This is a genomic window from Phenylobacterium sp. (assembly GCF_041920015.1).
Lineage (GTDB): Bacteria > Pseudomonadota > Alphaproteobacteria > Caulobacterales > Caulobacteraceae > Phenylobacterium.
Window position 1 is genome coordinate 38,517 of the sequence record NZ_JAYRST010000016.1, and the last position, 16,411, is coordinate 54,927.

Sequence of the window (16,411 nt, forward strand, 5' to 3'; positions counted from 1 at the left end):
TCCGGGTCGAGCACGGTCAAACCAACAAACGTACATGTCCTTGAATAACAACGGGCTCCGAGCGCGCCGCGATGTGCATTAAGGATATATGTTAGTATTCGTCGGTTTATGCTCGCGTCGTGGGAGAAGCTATCTTCACCAAAGTATCGCGAGAAGCGAATGCTATAGTTAATGCCGCTTTAAGTGTCGTGCGTGAGCTTTTTCTTGTGGATGACGCGTGCGTCAGCCTGAAAACGCAGACGCCCCGGTCCGCGATCTGCGGCCGGGGCGTGCAAAGAGGCCGCCTGCAAGCGCAGGGACGGCGAATCGGCGGGATCAGTCGCGCAGCAACTCGTTGATCGAGGTCTTGGCGCGGGTGCGCTCATCGACCGTCTTCACGATGACCGCGCAGTTGATCGACGGCAGGCCCTCGCCGAACGGGCTGGGCATCGAGCCGGGCATGATGACCGAATAGGGCGGAACCTCGCCCATGAAGACTTCGCCGGTCTTGCGGTCGACGATGCGCGTGGTCGAGGTGATGAAGGTGCCCATCGAAAGCACGCTGCCCTCGCGCACGATCACGCCCTCGGCCACTTCGGAGCGGGCGCCGATGAAGCAGTTGTCCTCGATGATGGTCGGGTTGGCCTGCAGCGGCTCCAGCACGCCGCCGATGCCCGCGCCGCCCGACAGGTGGACGTTCTTGCCGATCTGGGCGCAGGAACCGACGGTCGCCCAGGTGTCGACCATGGTCCCTTCGTCGACATAGGCGCCGATGTTCACGAACGAGGGCATCAGGATGGTGTTGCGGGCGATGAAGGCCCCGCGGCGCGCGACGACGCCGGGCACGGCGCGGAAGCCGGCGGCTTCGAACCGGGCGGCGTCCCAGCCGGCGAACTTGGTCGGAACCTTGTCCCAGTAGGGGCCGGGCGTCGGGCCGTTCATCAACTGGTTGGCGTTGAGGCGGAAGGACAGCAGGATCGCCTGCTTGGCCCATTGATGCGTGGTCCACACGCCGTCGTCGCCGCGGCTGGCGACGCGCAGGGTCCCGGCGTCGAGGCGGCTGAGAGTCTCCTCCACCGCTTCGCGCACCTGGCCCTGGGTGGCGGTGTTGATCCCGTCGCGGGCTTCCCAGGCGGCCTCGATCACGGACTTCAGGTCGTCGGACATCTACTTGCTTTCCTTCAGGCGCGCGCCGGCCAGGAATGGCGTCAGCCTGGCGGTGCGATGGTGGACGAATGGAGCGGTGGAGGCGGGGGCCCGCGAGCCGACCAGCACGGTGGTCATGCCGAGATCGGCGGCCGGCTTCAGGTTCTTCTCGGAGTCCTCGAAGAACGAGGTGGCCTGCGGATCGAGGCTATGGGCGTCGATCATGCGCTGGAAACCCAGCGGGTCGGGCTTTGGCGCGAAATCGAAGGAAGCGATGTGGAACACGTCGTCGAACAGGTCGCGCAGGCCCAGGTGCTTCAGCACGCGCTCGGCGTGGACCTCGTCGGCGTTGGTGAAGATCAGCCGCCGGCCCGGTAGCTTGGAGAGCGCGCTCAGCAGTTCGGCGTCGCGCGCCAGCACCTCCAGCGACAGGTCGTGGAACAGGGCGTGGAAATCGGCCGGGTCGACGCCGTGATGCAGCATCAGGCCCTTCAGCGTCAGTCCATGCTCGGCCAGGTACTTCTTCTGGAGCGCATAGGCTTCGTCGCGCGGAAGGCCGGTGACCCTCTCGACGAAGCCCGTCATCCGGCCCTCGACCTCCCGCATGAACCCGGACTCCTCAGGATAGAGGGTGTTGTCCAGGTCAAAGAGCCAGGTGTCGATGTGGGAGAGGTCCGGGCTCATGCGCGGATGAGCGTGCCCGATCCATGCTCGGTGAAGAGCTCGGTCAGCATGGCGTGCGGCCGCCGGCCGTCCAGGATGACCACGGCCTCGACGCCGGCGCGCACGGCGGCGATGGCGGTCTCCAGCTTGGGGATCATGCCGCCGGTGGCCACGCCCGAAGCGATCGCCTCCTCGGCCTCGGCGATGGTCAACTGGCGGATCAACTCGCCGTTCTTGTCCAGAACGCCACGCACGTCGGTCAGCAGCAGCATCCGCTTGGCGTTCAACGCCCCGGCCAGGGCGCCGGCCACGGTGTCGGCGTTGATGTTGTAGGTCTCGCCCTCTTCCGACACCCCGATCGGGGCGACGACGGGGATGTAGTCCTCGTCGGCATAGATCAGGGCCTCGATCAGCTTGGGGTCGATGCGGGTGGGCTCGCCCACGAAGCCCAGGTCGACTACCTGCTCGATCTGGCTGTCGGGGTCCTTCTTGGTGCGGACGGCCTTCTCGACGGTGATCAGCCGCGCGTCCTTGCCCGACAGGCCCACGCCGCGTACGTCGGCTTCGGCGCCGGCCAGGGTGATCCAGTTGGCGATCTCCTTGTTGATCGCGCCCGACAGCACCATTTCGGCGACTTCCATCGTCGCCTCGTCGGTGACGCGCAGGCCATCGATGAAGGTCGACTTCACGCCGGCCTTGTCGAGCATCCGCGAGATTTGCGGCCCGCCCCCATGCACCACGACCGGATGGACGCCGAGCATCTTCAGCAGCACGGCGTCGGCCGCGAACAGCTTGGCGACGCTTTCCTCGCCCATGGCGTGGCCGCCGTATTTGATCGTCACGACCTCGCGGTCGTAGATCTGGATGTAGGGCAGGGCCTCGGCGAGGGTCTTGGCGGTGGCCCAGCCCTGTTCTTCGGCGTCGTCGGTCAAGGCTTCGGCCCTCCAGGCAGCTACGGGCGCTCCGATAGCGGACCCTGGCGCGCCTGTCACCGCCCGGGCGCCCGTCAGATCGAGCGCGCCACCACTTCCTTCATGATCTCGCTGGTGCCGCCGTAGATGCGCTGCACACGGGCGTCGCGCCACAGCCGGGCGATCGGGTACTCGTTCATGTAGCCGGCGCCGCCATGCAGTTGCAGGGCGATGTCGCAGGCCTCCCATTGCAGCTCGGTGTGGAAGAGCTTGGCGGCCGAGGCCTCGGCGGCGTTCAGCTCGCCGGCGACATGGCGTTTGATCGCCCAGTCCAGGTGCGCCCAGCCGGCCTGCAGCTTGGCCTTCAGGGCCGCCAGGGTGAAGCGCGTGTTCTGGAAGTCGAAGATCGCCTGGCCGAAGGCCTTGCGGTCCTTGGTGAACTTAACCGCCTCGTCGAAGGCGCGCTGAGCGCCGGCCTGGCCGGCGATGGCGATCTGCAGCCGCTCCTGCGGAAGCTGGTTCATCAGATAGGCGAAGCCGCGGCCTTCCTCGCCCAGGCAGTTGGTGATCGGCACGCGCACGTCGTTGAAGAACAGCTCGGAGGTGTCGGCCGAGTTCTGGCCGACCTTGTCGAGGTTGCGGCCGCGCTCGAAACCCTCGCGCCCCCGCTCCACCAGGATCAGCGAGACGCCCTTCGATCCCAAGCTGGGATCGGTCTTGGCCACCACGATCACCACGTCGGCGTTCTGGCCGTTGGTGATGTAGGTCTTGCTGCCGTTCAGGACGTAGTGGTTGCCGTCGCGGATGGCGGTGGTCTTGACCCCCTGCAGGTCGGAGCCGGTCCCGGGCTCGGTCATGGCGATGGCGGTGATGATCTCGCCGGAGACCATGCCGGGCAGCAGGCGCTGCTTCTGCTCTTCCGAACCGTAGTTGATGATGTAGTCGACGGTGATGTCCGACTGCAGGGTGACGCCCGCCGAGGAGCCGGCATAGGACAGCTCCTCACCGATCACGGCATTGTAGCGATAGTCGAGCCCCAGCCCCCCATATTCGGCCGGAACCTGCGGGCAGAGCAGGCCGGCCGCGCCATAGGCCTTCCAGAAATCCCGGTCGACGATGCCTTGCTCTTCCCAGCGGTCGAGGTGCGGGTAGAGCTCCTTGTCGAAGACCTTGCGCACTTGGTCGCGGAACAGGTCGAGATCGCTGTCGTAGGCGGTGCGGCCGGCGGTGGAGAGCATGGGGCAGTCCTGAAGTTGCTTCACCCGCCTTGTTCCATGCGCCTGCGGCGCGGCAAAGACTGACCTCACGTCAGGCGTTCAGGGCGTCACCGCGCAGGCGGCCATGATCTCGGCCCGCAGTTCAGGCAGGCCGGTTCCCTTTTCAGACGAGGTGGCCAGCACGCGGGGATGGGCGGCGGGCCGCTTGCGGATGGCCTCTTCGGTGCGGCGGCGAACGGCCTCGACCTCGGAGGCCTTCAACTTGTCGGCCTTGGTCAGGATGATCTGATAGGAGACCGCGGCCTTGTCGAAGGCGTCCATTGGCTCCTTGTCGACCTCTTTCAGGCCATGCCGGGCGTCGATCAGCAGATAGGCGCGCTTGAGATTGGCGCGGCCGCGCAGGAAGTCGCGGCCGAGGTTCTGGAACTTCTTGACCTCGACCTTGGAGGCCCTGGCCCAGCCATAGCCGGGCAGGTCGACCAGCCGCAGCTTGTCGTCCAGCACGAAGAAGTTCAGCTCGCGCGTGCGGCCTGGCTCGTTGGAAGCGCGGGCCAGGTGCTTGTGGCCCACCAGGGCGTTGATCAGCGAGGACTTGCCGACGTTCGAGCGGCCGGCGAAGGCCACCTCCGGCAGGTCGCCGTCCGGCAGGCCGTCGATGGAGACCGCCCCCATCAGGAAGCTGGCCTGCCGCGCGAACAGCACTCGGGCGGCCTCCAGCGTCTCCTCGTCGTAGAGCGGTTCTTCGGTCACCCGACTTCCCTGGGCTTGCCGGTCAGCTTGGCGATGATCTGGTCGATCGGATTGTCGACCTTGAACCGGCGCATGATCACGTACTGCTGCAGGATGGTCAGGACGTTCGACCAGCACCAGTAGATCAGCAGGCCGACCGCGAACGGGGCCATGATGAACATGAACATCAGCGGCATGAACTGGAAGATCTTCTGCTGGATCGGATCGGGCTGCGGGGGGTTCATGGCCGTCGAGAGGAACATGGTCAGGCCGTAGAGCAGGGCCATCGGGCCCAGGTGCAGCAGGTCTGAATTCAGGATCGGCCCGACCAGCGGCACGGTCGCCGGATTGTAGGGCAGCAGGCCGAACAGGTTCCAGATGGTCAGCGGGTCCTTGGCCGACAGGTCCTGGATCCAGCCGAAGAACGGCGCGTGACGCATTTCGATGGTCACGGTCAGCACCTTGTAGAGGCCGTAGAAGACCGGGATCTGCACCAGCATGGGCAGGCAGCCCGTCAGCGGGTTGATCTTTTCCTTCTGGTACAGGCCCATCAGCTCCTGCTGCTGTTTGGCCGGGTCGTCTTTGAATTTGGCGCGCAGCGCTTCGACCTGCGGCTGCACCTTCTTCATCTTGGTGAGCGACTCATAGCTCTTGTTGGCCAGCGGGAAGAACAGCAGCTTCACCGTGACTGTCAGCAGCAGGATGGCGATGCCGAAGTTGCCGACCAGGTGGAAGAAGAACTCCAGCAGCATGAACATCGGCCGGGTGATGAACCAGAAGTTCCCCCAGTCGACGGCCGAATCCAGCCGGGGCACGCCCAGCTTGGCGTCGTAGTCCTTGAGCACCGGCACGACCTTGGCGCCCGCGAACAGGTGGGTGGTCTGCACGACCTGCTTGCCGGCCGGGATGATGTGCGGGCGGCCGACGAAATTGGCTTCGTAGATATCGGTCGCGCCGGACTTGGTGACCCGGTACTGGCCCTGGATCGCTTCGGTCTGATCGGGGATCAGGGCGGTCAGCCAGTACTTGTCGGTGATGCCGGTCCAGCCGCCGGTGGAAGAGACGGTCGGCCCGCCTTCCTTCAGCCACTTGGCGTACTTCACCTGGCGCAGTTCGTCGCCCAGCCAGCCGATGGCGCCCTCGTGGACGATCTGGTTGCGGCGGTCGTTCGGAATGCCCTGGCGCTGGACCGAGGCGTAGGGCGCCAGGGTGACCGAGCCGGTTCCGAGGTTGGCCACGGTGTCGGTCACCGTGAACATGAACTTATCGTCGACCTCGATCTTGCGGGTGAAGGTCAGGCCCTGGCCGTTCTGCGTGCGCAGCACCAGCGGCTTGCCGGGGGCCAGGGTCGAGCCTTCCACCACCTGCCAGACCGTCTCGGCGTTGGGCAGGCCGGGCAGGTTGGCGCCGGTCCAGCCGAACTCGGCGAAATAGGCGTTTTCCGCGCCCTCGGGGCGCAGCAGCTCCACGGGTGGGGCGTTCTTCTCGACCGTGGTCCGGTAGTTCTTCAGATAGAGGTCGTCGATGCGCGCGCCGCGCAGCGAGATCGAACCGGAGAGGGCGTCGGTGGCGATCGGCGCGCGCGGGCTGGCCGCCGTGGCCTGGGCGCGCGAAACCACCGTTGTCCCGGCGCTGAGACCGGGCGCGGCGACGCCCTTGGGCGCATCGGCCTGGGTCGAGGCCGCCGCCGCGCGCTGCTGCTGCGCCAGTTCGGCGCTGCGCTTCTTGGCGGCGGGGTCCAGCACGAAGAACTGGTAGGCGATCAGGATGACGACCGCTGCGACCACAAAGATGATCGTATTGCGGCTGTTGTTATCTTGCATGGGAACGCGCGCTCGGCGGAGAAAGGTGGGGGCGCGCTGCTAGGCGCGGGACGGGCTGTCGCTTTCGGCCGCGAGGCTTATCAGCGCGGTTTTCACATCGTCAAGCAAACGCGGCCATGCGCGCGTCGGGGCGCCGCCGCGAGCGATCAAAACATAGTCAAAGCCGGGCTTTCCGAGCTGCGGCAGAATCGCCTGGGCCGCGGCGCGCATCCGCCGCTTGGCGCGATTGCGCACGACGGAGCCACCCACCTTGCGGGTGGCGGTGAAGCCGACGCGGATGACGGGGGAGTCGTCGGCCCGGTCGCGGGCCTGCATCACCACCGCGCCCTTGGCGCACGAACGCGCCCGCGCGGCGGCGAGGAAGTCCGAACGCTTCTTCATGCGTTCGAGGACGAGGGGGGCGTCGGTCACGCCGACACCATGGTCGTCAGGACGCCGGAGCGTCTTAGGCGGTCAGGCGCTTGCGGCCCTTGGCGCGACGGCGGGCGACGACCTTGGCGCCGTTCTTGGTCGCCATGCGCGCGCGGAAACCGTGACGGCGAGCACGCACCAGTCGGGACGGTTGGAAAGTCCGCTTCACGAGATTAGCTCCGGGTCGAAAATTGAGCGGCGGTCTCTACGGGAGGCAGGCCCCCGAGTCAACCACCAAAGCCTGTTTCAGGCGGCGAGCGTCAGGATCACCGGGCCGCGACGGGTGGCGACCAGGGTGTGTTCGTACTGCACGGTCGGCTCGTGGCCGGGCGGGGTCAGGGTCCAGCCGTCATCGCCTTCCTCCACCCAATCGGCGCCCAGCGAGAGGAACGGCTCGATGGTGAAGACCAGCCCTTCATGGATGCGGCGGCGATCATGCGGCTCCCACCAGGTCGGGATCTCGCCGGGATCGTCGTGCAGCGAGCGGCCGACGCCGTGGCTGGCGAGGTTGGTGACCAGGGTGTAGCCGTTCTTGTCGGCGAAGCCCTGGATGGCCTTGCCGATCTCGTTGAGCTTGCCGCCCGGCCGTACGGCGCGGATGCCGGCCCACATGGCGCGGCGGCCGTCGCGGCACAGGCGCTCGATCCGGGGTTTCACTGGCGGTACGGCGAAGCTGGCGCCCGTATCGCCGAAGAAGCCGTTCAGCTCGGCCGAGACGTCGATATTGACCAGGGCGCCGGCTTCGATGCGGCGGTCGTCCGGGATGCCGTGCGCGCAGTCGGGCGCCACGGAGATGCAGGTCGCGCCGGGGAAATTGTAGGTGATCTCGGGCGCGGAGTTGGCGCCTTCCTTCTCCAGCATCCGGCGGCCGAGCTGATCCAGCTCACGCGTGGTGATGCCCGGCTCCAGCGCCTTGCCCATGGCCTCCAGGGTGCGGGCCACCAGGCTGCCGGCGGCCTTCAGGCCCTCAAGCTCGTATTCGTGTTCGATGGTCATGGGCCGATCATACGCTCAGAGGTCGGGCCGCACGATGGTCTTGCCGACCACCTTGCGTTCGGCCAGGGAATCGAAGGCCGCGCGCCAGTCGTTAAGCGGAAACTCGCGATCGACGCGCGGCTTCATCCTATCGGCCAGGGCCCAGATGGCGGCCTGGTTCTCGCGGCCCTTCTCGGGGAACCGGCGGCCGTATTCTCCAGCGCGCACGCCCATCACCGAGAAGCCCTTGATGAGCGCCAGGTTGACCGGCAGCGTCGGCAGGCGGCCGGAGGCGAAGCCGACCACCAGCAGGCGGCCGTCGAAGGCGATGCAGCGCGTGCTCTCGTCGAACACGTCTCCCCCGACCGGGTCGTAGATCACGTCGGCCCCGCGGCCGCCGGTGATCTCCTTGACCTGCTCGCGAAAGCCGCCGGTGACATTGACCACGGCGTCGGGGGCGTACTCCGCCTGGACGGTGGCCAGTTTCTCGTCCGAGGCGGAGGCGGCGATCACCTTGGCGCCGAGATGCTTGGCCAGGTCCACGGCGGCCAGGCCGACGCCGCCCGCCGCGCCATGCACCAAAACCCATTCACCGGGCTGGAGCTGCGCACGGCGCACCAGCGAGACATAGGCCGTGAGATAGGCCGTGGCGTAGCCGGCCGCCTGGCTGAACGACAGTCCCGCGGGTTTGCGGCGCAAGCCCGCGGCCGGCGTGACGGCGTATTCCGAGAAGCCGCCGATCCTGGCCCCGCCGACCACGGCCTCGCCGATCTGGAAGGCGGTGACGCCCTCGCCCAAGGCGCTGACCTCGCCAGCGATCTCCAGGCCCGGGATGAAGGGCAGGGGCGGCTTGTGCTGGTATTCGCCGCGGGTCTGCAGCAGGTCGGGAAAGTTCACGGCGGCGGCCCTGACGCGCACCTGCACCTCGCCCGGCCCGGGAGCGGGAGTTTCGATCTCCTTCACGACGCAGCCGCCGTAGTCGGGAGCCAGTTCCTCAACCAGCAGCGCGCGCAATCCGTCCCTCCAGCCCTTCGCGGACCAGGCCCGCAATTTCTCGGCAGGCGACGTCCGCGCAGGGGACGGCGCCGGTGAATGCGGTGAAGCCGTGCGCCAGGCCGTCGTAGCAGCGATAGATCACTGGCGCGCCCGCCGCCTGGAGGGCCTTGGCGTAGGCTTCGCCCTGGTCGACCAGAGGGTCGAAGCCGGCGGTGACCACCACGGCAGGCGCCAGGCCCGAGAGGTCCAGCTCGCGGATCGGCGACAGGCGCGGATCGGCCGGATCGTCCTGCGGGCTCATATAGTGGCCGATGAACCACTCCATCGTGGCGCGGCCGAGCGGGAAGGCTTCGGCATAGGTCGTCATCGAGGCGGTCTCGCTGGCCACGTCGACGCAAGGGTAGATGAGAAGCTGCAGATCCGGTTGCGGCTCGCCGGCGCGCCGCAGTTCCTGGCAGACGACGGCCGCGAAATTGCCGCCCATCGAATCGCCGCCGATCACCGCCCGGCCGGCTGGCGCGCCGTAGTCGCCGGCGTGGTCGCGGACGTGGCGATAGGCGGCCAGGACGTCCTCCAAGCCGGCGGGGAAGCGATGTTCGGGGGCCAGCCGATAGTCGACGGAGATCACCGGGGCGCGGGCGATCCTGGCCAGGACGCCGCAGAAGGCGTGGCAGGTCTCGAGATCGCCGATCACCCCGCCGCCGAAGTGGGCGAAGACGATGGCCGGCGCCTGCGGGTCCTGGTCCTGGGGGCGATAGACCTGGACGGGGATGTCGCGCCCCTCGGTGGCGATGCTGGCGGGCGTGGCGGCGACGCCAGGCTCGGGGCGGCCGCCATAGATCTTCTGACCCTGGCTGGCGGCGCGCCGGGCGTCGGCCGGGGTCATGGCGGTCAAGGATGGCGCTCGGGCGGCCTGGGCGGCCAGGAACTGGAACCTCGGGTCGAGCGTGCGTCCGCCCAGATGGACCGCCTCGCCCCCCGACAGCAGGCGCAGGACCGGCGGCGGAAGCGACAGCAGGGTCCTGGCGATCATGCGGACGAGCGAACCTTCGGCCACGTCCGGTCAGCTCCCGGCCTGGGGCAGGCCCTTCAGTCCGCCCTGGATCATGGCCACGGCGAAGGCGGTGGCGCCCTCAGTGTCGATCGGGCGGCGGGCGATCATCTTCTCGCCGACCTCGCGGGCGATGGCGATGCAGGCCGCGGCCAGATAGTCCGGGTCTGCCGCCGGGGCGCCGCCGCGGGCGATCTCCTCGACGATGGCCTCGCGCACCTCGTTGAACACTGCCGCCATCTCCGGGGTCTCGCCCTGGACGTGCGGCTGGATCTCGCCTGGCGGCCGCTGGGCCAGCCAGCTCTTGTGGGCGTCGGCCAGGAACAGGAAATAGGCCTCGATGGCGGCGTGGACGAACTCTTCCCAGGTGGCCGACTGGGCGCGCAGGGCCTTCAGCAACGGCGCGAACTGGCGCGCGCCTTCGCTGGCCAGGGCCAGGTAAACCTCGTCCTTGGACTTGAAGTAGTTGTAGAACGTGCCGGCGGCCAAGCCGGTGCGACGGATGATGTCGCGCACCGTGGCGGTCTCGTAGCCTAACTCGCCGAACACCTTGCGCGCCGCGTCCAATATGGCCTGTCGATTGGCGACCTTGGTCTGTTGGCGTTTGCCGACGGGAAGATAGGCGACTTCGGACATTCTGGGACTCAAAAACGTGACGCCCGTCACATTATGGCCATACCGTACGGGAAGCCAAATGTTCTCGTCACGAGCGCGGCGGAAGAGCGGAGACGCTCTGTCGGCGCGCCGCCGCCTCGCAGGCGTTGCGGCATTGCATCCAGCTTGGGGCGCAGTCCTCGGCCGCATCGGTCGACAGGCAGAAATAATAGCTGCTGGCGCAGGTCGTGCGGCATCGCTGGACATCGGTAGCAGGCGCCGGCGCTGGCGCAGGCAAGACCGGCGTCGGCGCGCCGCTCTGCTGGGCCGCCGCCGGCGCGGCCAAGCCAAGGGCCAGGATCAGCAGGAAGGGGCGCAGGCGCATGAGCGATGCTGGCCGCGCGTCGCCTTAAGATGCGGTTAACCCTGTTTGAAGCGGCGAGGCTGCTAAGCGGCCTGGCCTTTACGGGAAAGCGCCCTTTGCACCATCGCCGGTTCGCGCAGGATGACTTCGAGGAAGGCGACCGCGGTCTCGTCCGCGGTTCGGCGGCCGCTCTCCCATCCCTGAACCGTCCGAACATTCAGGTGAAAAGCTTCGGCGAATTTCGCTTGCGAGAGGCCGGAGGCTTCCCGCGCCTTGCGTGCGAGCCGGCGTGTACGCCCCCGTTCCCACGCCTCGTCGGTCAGGGGACGACTATCGGGGTCGGCGGCGGCATTGGCCTCGATCTGCGCCTCGCTCATCGAGGCGAGACGGCGTTTCTCCTCGTCCGACATCACGACGGGGCGTTCGGGATCGGGGGTGAACTTAACCATTGGCATATCGACGACGTTCCTGTGCGGTGGCGAGGCGCGCGCTGATGATCCGCATCATATCCGCGCGTCGCTCGACAAAGACGACGAACAGGACGGAAGCGTCGACGGCGCCTATGACGATCTCGCGGCGCTCGCCATAGGCCTCGGAGTCGTCCTCCGCATAGATGGCCATCGGATCGTCGAAGACGCGGGTCGCAGTCTCGAAGCGGACGCCATGCTTGCGAAGGTCTCAGCCGCCTTCTGGTCATGCCATTCGAAACTCAGGCCGCCGCCCATGTTTGAGATATACGTCAATGGCGTATGATGCGCAAGCCGCCGCGAAGCGACCGCTTCGAGCCCGGAGGCCCTCGGCGATCACTTCGCGGCCTGGAACGCTTGGCCTGGCTCGGGAAGAGCGCTTCTGGCGTCTGGCTAGAATTCTTCCCAGCTATCCTCGTCCGCCTGGGCGGCCGGGGCCAGGGCGGTGGCGCCGCGGGTCGCGAGACGCGGCGGCGGGGCGGCCGTGCGCGCCGGGCTCGAGGGGGCGGTGCGGGTGGCGGTGTGCAGGCCGCCGCCAGTGACCTTGAAGCGGGCGACCAGCCGGGCCAGCTCCTGGGCCTCGTCGGCCAGCACGCGGCTGGCCGCGGTCGACTGCTCGACCATGGCCGCGTTCTGCTGGGTGACCTGGTCCATCTGGTTGACGGCGGTGTTCACCTGGCCGAGGCCCAGGGCCTCTTCCTTGGCGGAGGCGGCGATCTCGCCGACCACGTTGGAGATCTCGCCCACCTGGCGGACGATCCGTTCCAGCGCCTTGCCGGTCTCGCCGACCAGGCTGACGCCTTCGCTGACCTGGGCCGAAGAGGCGCTGATGAGGGTCTTGATCTCTTTGGCCGCTTCGGCCGAGCGCTGAGCCAGGGCACGCACTTCGGAAGCGACGACCGCGAAGCCCTTGCCGGCGTCGCCGGCTCGCGCGGCTTCGACGCCGGCGTTCAGGGCCAGAAGGTTGGTCTGGAAGGCGATCTCGTCGATCACGCCGATGATCTGGCTGATCTGCTTGGCCGAGGTCTCGATCTGGCCCATGGCCTCGATCGCGCGGCCGACGACCAGGCCGCCTTCCTCCGCATCGGTCTTGGCCGAGGCGACGGCCTCGCGGCCGTGGCTGGCGCCGTCCGAGGTCTTGTTGACCGTAGCGGTGATCTCGTCGAGCGCCGCGGCGGTCTCTTCCAGGGTCGCGGCCTGATGTTCGGTGCGACGCGACAGGTCGTCGGCCGAGGTGCTGATCTCGCCCGCGCCGGACTGGATGGAGGCGGTGGCGCCGGCGATGGCGCTCATGGCTTCTTCCAGCTTGGCCGAGGCGGCGTTGAAGTCGTCGCGCAGCTTGCGATAGTCGCCGGGGAATTCGCGGTCCAGGCGGTAGGTGAGGTCGCCCGAGGCCAGGCTGTCCAGCGCCTGGGCCAGCGAATTGACCACCATGGCCTGTTCCTCGGCGATGGCCGCGGCGGCTTCGGCGTTCTGGCGGCGGGTGACCTCGGCGGCCGCTTCGGTCTGCTCATGCTCGACGCGCAGCTTCTCGAGGTGAAGCTGGTTGTCGCGGAAGATCGTCAGCGAGGAGACGATCGCCCCCAGCTCGTCCTTGCGGGCCAGCTTGTCGAGGTCGATGGCGTTGTCGCCGCGGGCCAGGGCCTCGGTGGCGCCGGCGATCTGCTTGACGTCGCGGCGCAGCATCATGGTCAACGCCCAGGCCAGGGCGCCGGCGATCAGCAGGGTGGCCAGGGCGGCGACCAGGGTGATCGTCTGGGCCGTGTTCGAGCGGGCCTCGCTGGCCTTGGCGTTGGCGTCGGTCAGGGCGTTGTTGGCGGCGACGATCTTGTTCAGCATGCCAGTCATGTTCGAGTATTCCTGCTCGAACGGGGCGGCGAAGCCGGCGGCGGTGCCGAAATCGGTGGAGATCATCGCGGCGATGACGTCGAGGGCGTCACGGGTGCCCTTCAGCGCCTTGGTCAGTTCGTCGAAGGACTTCTTCTGCGAGGCCGGCGCCGTAGCGGCGATGGCCTGCACTTCCTTGGTGATCGCGTCCACCTCGGTCAGCATGGCCTGGCTCTCGCCCTCGATCTTGTCGGTGTCGATCGAGGCGGCCTGGTGGGTCAGCAGGAAGTAGAGCTGGCCGTGAACGGCGGTGATCCGTTCCGACACCTTCTGCAGACGCAAGCTGTTGGGCAGGTCAGTATGGACCACCTGTTTGAGGTCGTTCGCCTGGCCGCGTTGAATAATGACGGCGCCGCCGGCCGTCAGGGCCAGCATGACCAGTGCGAAAGCAGGTGCGAAGCCGATCTTTGCGATCAGCGGCAGGTCGACAAGCCGAAAGCGCTTCACCAAATTTTCCCCCGACTACGTATAGCCTTTTCGGAAACATGCCGGGAGGTTGCTAATCAATCGTCACTGAAAATCTGGAAATTGCAGACTTCACGTGCGCAATAAATATAGAGACACCAAAATTGTGATTCTGAGATTTACGGTGTATTAACCAAATCGAATTCTGCGCCATCAGATTCTTTTAACCTGAATGCCCGATAGAGGAGATGCGTCCGTTATCTAGAAAGGAGTGGGGCGATGAAAAATCTCATCAAGATCGGGGGCGGTGTTGCTCTCAGCCTGGCGTTGGCCGGCGCGGCGACTGCGGCCGATTTCCAGGAAAGCATGTCCAAGTGCCTGACCAAGCACGCCAACACCCGCGATGCGGCCACGGTGATGCTTGAGTGCAACGCCGACGGCGGCAAGCTGTCGGGCTGCAAGGTCCTGGAAGACAGCAAGGCCGGCAAGGGCTTCGACAAGGCCGCCCTGTGCGTGGCCGAAGCGCTTCCGATGGGGTCGAAGACCGGCGTCGTGAAGGTGCCGATGCGCTTCCCCGGCGGCGCCTGAGCCGCTTCAAGAATTCGCATTCTTGCATGTTGCGCCCCCGGCTCGTCCGGGGGCGTTTTGCGTTTTGGGACTATCTTCCGACCCGTTTGAGCAGTTCCTGCGCCGCCGCCGGGGCGCGAACCTTTCCCTCGTGGATGAAGAAGACGAAGGTCTCGCGCGGGCCTTCGGCCGGTCCCGTCCGATCCAGCGGGACGAGGTCGCCAGGCACGCGGCCTTGCGAATATTCCCCGAACCGTTCGGCCCAGGCGTCGAGGTCCTTTGGGGCATAGCCGGTCGGGATGTCGTCCGACCCCATCTGCAGGCGCGCATAGACGAAGTCGGCGGTTATGTCGCAGATCAGCGGATAGTGTTGGTGCTCGGAGAGGCAGATCGCGACGCCCCGGTCGCGGCAGAGTTTCACGAAGGTCGGGTCGACGAAGCTCGCATGGCGCACCTCGACGCAATGGCGCAGCGCAAGGCCGTCCAGGGTCTTGGGCAGCAGGTCCAGGAATCCGGCGAAGTCGTCCGGATCGAACGCCTTGGTCGGCGCGAATTGCCAGAGGATCGGCCCCAGCCGGTCGCCCAGTTCGACGATTCCCTGGTTCAGGAATTTCCCGACCGACTCTCCGGCCTCCGACAGCACCCGCCGGTTGGTGCAGAACCGGGAAGCCTTCAACGCAAAGACGAAGCCGTCGGGCGTGGCCGCCGCCCACTTGGCGAAGGTCTGCGGCTTCTGGCTGGAATAGTAGGTCGAGTTGATCTCGATCGAGGTGAGATGGCGCGAGGCGTAGGCCAGTTCGTCCTTCTGCTTTAGGTCGTCCGGGTAGAAGACCCCCCGCCAGGGCTCGAAGGTCCAGCCTCCGACGCCCGCCCGGATCACGCCTGCCTGCGCCATCTTATGCCTCGTGTCGCTACTTCCTCTGGGCCGCGGTGGCGTCGCGGGTCGGCTTGAATTCCGAGCCGTCCTTCCAGTCCGGCCAGACGGTCGAATTGGCGAGCTGGCGGCCCAGTTCGAACATCAGTTCGCCGTCCCGGGCCATGCCTTCCAGGTTCCAGCTCGGATCGTACTCGTCGGCCGGCTGGTGATAGCGCTCGGCGGTATAGACCTTGGCGAAGGCTTCGCCCGCCGCCCGGCCGCCGGTCACCAGGTCGCGGCCCGAGCCGAACGAGATCGCCGGCACGCCGCGCTTGGCGAACGGGAAGTGGTCGGAGCGGAAGAACGAGCCGGCCTCCGGGCGCGGATCGGGCGTGTAATAGCGGCCCTTGGCCTTGCCCACCTCGATCAGCGCGTCCTGCAGGGTCGAGGCGGCGTCGCCGGAGGTGGTGAAGTCCTTGGCCGGGCCGGTGGGCGACAGGGCGTCCATATTGATGTCGGCGACGGTGGTGGCCAGCGGATAGAGCGGGTTGGCGGCGTAGTACTCCGACCCCAGCAGGCCCTTCTCTTCGGCGGTCACGGCGAGGAAGACCACAGAGCGGTCCGGCTGCGGCCCCTTGGCGAAGGCGCGGCCGATCTCGATCATGGTGGCGATGCCGTCGGCGTTGTCGACCGCGCCGTTATAGATGGTGTCGCCCTTGGCGTCCGGCAGGCCGACGCCGATGTGATCCCAGTGCGAGGAGTAGACGATGGTCTCGTCCGGCCGCTTGGCGCCGACGATCCGGCCGACCACGTTCTTCGACACGATCTTCTGCACGTCGACCTCATAGTCGGTGGAGAAGGTTACGCCCTTAAGTTCGACCGGCTTGAACGCGCGGGTCTGGGCCTCGGTCTTCAGGGCTTCGAAGTCGAGGCCGGCGGCCTTGAACAGCTCGACGGTGCTGTCGCGCTGGATCCAGCCCTCGACCAGGGCGTGGGCCTCGCCCGGGTCCTTGCGGATGATGTCGAACTGACTGTTGGTGTTGGAGTTCTTCACCGTCGCCCAGCCGTAGGAGGCCGGCGCCGTCTCGTGGATCACCAGGAAGCCGACCGCACCCTGGCGCGCAGCTTCCTCGAACTTGTAGGTCCAGCGGCCGTAATAGGTCATGGCCTTGCCGCCGAAGTCCCCCTTGCCGGTTTCGAAATCGGGGTCGTTGACCAGCACCAGGGCGATCTTGCCCTTGAGGTCCGCGCCCTTGAAATCGTCCCAGTTGCGCTCGGGCGCCTTGACCCCGTAGCCGACGAAGACCACCGGCGCGTCCTTGACCGAGACGCGCGTGGCGCCGTTCTGCGCCGGGCGCAGGGCGACCTGC

At 67.1% G+C, this 16,411-nt stretch carries 18 protein-coding genes and 1 pseudogene; 1 reads left to right on the plus strand and 18 read right to left on the minus strand.

The features are described 5' to 3' along the window. Window positions 1-315: 315 nt before the first annotated feature. From dapD to ACE3TL_RS05585, 16 genes and pseudogenes are all read right to left on the minus strand, one after another. A complete protein-coding gene (dapD, locus tag ACE3TL_RS05510) occupies window positions 316-1,146 on the minus strand; it encodes a 2,3,4,5-tetrahydropyridine-2,6-dicarboxylate N-succinyltransferase (RefSeq protein WP_374577720.1) in 831 nt (276 codons plus the stop codon). After that, a complete protein-coding gene (locus tag ACE3TL_RS05515) occupies window positions 1,147-1,809 on the minus strand; it encodes a pyrimidine 5'-nucleotidase (RefSeq protein ID WP_374577721.1) in 663 nt (220 codons plus the stop codon). After that, window positions 1,806-2,720: an acetylglutamate kinase gene (gene argB, locus ACE3TL_RS05520; RefSeq protein ID WP_374577722.1), complete on the minus strand. Its 915-nt coding sequence runs from the start codon at window positions 2,718-2,720 to the stop codon at window positions 1,806-1,808. The genes ACE3TL_RS05515 and argB overlap by 4 nt, the downstream gene beginning before the upstream one ends. A gap of 74 nt (window positions 2,721-2,794) precedes the next feature. Beyond that, complete coding sequence (locus ACE3TL_RS05525; RefSeq protein ID WP_374577739.1) at window positions 2,795-3,937, minus strand: acyl-CoA dehydrogenase family protein; 1,143 nt, start codon at window positions 3,935-3,937, stop codon at window positions 2,795-2,797. 78 nt (window positions 3,938-4,015) lie between these two features. Beyond that, the gene (gene yihA / locus ACE3TL_RS05530; protein WP_374577723.1) at window positions 4,016-4,666 is read right to left on the minus strand and encodes a ribosome biogenesis GTP-binding protein YihA/YsxC; all 651 of its coding nucleotides are present in this window, start codon (window positions 4,664-4,666) and stop codon (window positions 4,016-4,018) included. Next, window positions 4,663-6,468 carry a membrane protein insertase YidC gene (yidC, locus tag ACE3TL_RS05535; protein ID WP_374577724.1) on the minus strand — a complete coding sequence of 602 codons (1,806 nt, stop codon included), beginning with the start codon at window positions 6,466-6,468 and terminating at the stop codon, window positions 4,663-4,665. The genes yihA and yidC overlap by 4 nt, the downstream gene beginning before the upstream one ends. 39 nt (window positions 6,469-6,507) lie before the next feature. Further along, on the minus strand, window positions 6,508-6,879 hold the full coding sequence (gene rnpA / locus ACE3TL_RS05540) for a ribonuclease P protein component (RefSeq protein ID WP_374577725.1): 372 nt from the start codon (window positions 6,877-6,879) through the stop codon (window positions 6,508-6,510). A gap of 34 nt (window positions 6,880-6,913) precedes the next feature. Further along, window positions 6,914-7,048 carry a 50S ribosomal protein L34 gene (gene rpmH, locus ACE3TL_RS05545; RefSeq protein WP_374534891.1) on the minus strand — a complete coding sequence of 45 codons (135 nt, stop codon included), beginning with the start codon at window positions 7,046-7,048 and terminating at the stop codon, window positions 6,914-6,916. 77 nt (window positions 7,049-7,125) lie between these two features. Continuing rightward, window positions 7,126-7,875 (minus strand): type I methionyl aminopeptidase, encoded by a 750-nt coding sequence (gene map / locus ACE3TL_RS05550; protein WP_374577726.1) that lies wholly within the window; start codon window positions 7,873-7,875, stop codon window positions 7,126-7,128. A 15-nt stretch (window positions 7,876-7,890) separates the two neighbouring features. Then, entirely contained in the window at window positions 7,891-8,868 is a 978-nt protein-coding gene (locus ACE3TL_RS05555) for an NADPH:quinone oxidoreductase family protein (RefSeq protein ID WP_374577727.1), read from the minus strand. Next, entirely contained in the window at window positions 8,849-9,907 is a 1,059-nt protein-coding gene (locus tag ACE3TL_RS05560; protein WP_374577728.1) for an alpha/beta hydrolase, read from the minus strand. The genes ACE3TL_RS05555 and ACE3TL_RS05560 overlap by 20 nt, the downstream gene beginning before the upstream one ends. 6 nt (window positions 9,908-9,913) lie before the next feature. Then, window positions 9,914-10,537 (minus strand): TetR/AcrR family transcriptional regulator, encoded by a 624-nt coding sequence (locus ACE3TL_RS05565; RefSeq protein WP_374577729.1) that lies wholly within the window; start codon window positions 10,535-10,537, stop codon window positions 9,914-9,916. A gap of 67 nt (window positions 10,538-10,604) precedes the next feature. Beyond that, the gene (locus ACE3TL_RS05570; protein WP_374577730.1) at window positions 10,605-10,880 is read right to left on the minus strand and encodes a hypothetical protein; all 276 of its coding nucleotides are present in this window, start codon (window positions 10,878-10,880) and stop codon (window positions 10,605-10,607) included. Between the two features lie 62 nt (window positions 10,881-10,942). After that, the gene (locus ACE3TL_RS05575; protein WP_374577731.1) at window positions 10,943-11,308 is read right to left on the minus strand and encodes a helix-turn-helix domain-containing protein; all 366 of its coding nucleotides are present in this window, start codon (window positions 11,306-11,308) and stop codon (window positions 10,943-10,945) included. Further along, window positions 11,301-11,522 (minus strand): annotated as a pseudogene (locus ACE3TL_RS05580) (BrnT family toxin); the annotation flags it as partial. The gene ACE3TL_RS05575 and the pseudogene ACE3TL_RS05580, both read right to left, overlap by 8 nt. A gap of 197 nt (window positions 11,523-11,719) precedes the next feature. Next, window positions 11,720-13,660, minus strand: coding sequence for a methyl-accepting chemotaxis protein (locus ACE3TL_RS05585; RefSeq protein WP_374577732.1), 1,941 nt, complete (start codon window positions 13,658-13,660; stop codon window positions 11,720-11,722). 237 nt (window positions 13,661-13,897) lie between these two features. On the opposite strand from ACE3TL_RS05585, the gene ACE3TL_RS05590 reads away from it, so the two are divergent. Further along, window positions 13,898-14,206 carry a hypothetical protein gene (locus tag ACE3TL_RS05590; RefSeq protein WP_374577733.1) on the plus strand — a complete coding sequence of 103 codons (309 nt, stop codon included), beginning with the start codon at window positions 13,898-13,900 and terminating at the stop codon, window positions 14,204-14,206. Between the two features lie 70 nt (window positions 14,207-14,276). Here the strand turns inward: ACE3TL_RS05590 and ACE3TL_RS05595 are convergent, their stop codons facing one another. Together ACE3TL_RS05595 and ACE3TL_RS05600 are read right to left on the minus strand one after the other, a co-directional pair. Further along, window positions 14,277-15,080, minus strand: a complete 804-nt coding sequence (locus ACE3TL_RS05595) for a DUF72 domain-containing protein (RefSeq protein WP_374577734.1) — start codon at window positions 15,078-15,080, stop codon at window positions 14,277-14,279. A 16-nt stretch (window positions 15,081-15,096) separates the two neighbouring features. Then, the coding region (locus tag ACE3TL_RS05600; protein WP_374577735.1) for a M28 family metallopeptidase at window positions 15,097-16,411 on the minus strand (1,315 nt) is incomplete at its 5' end.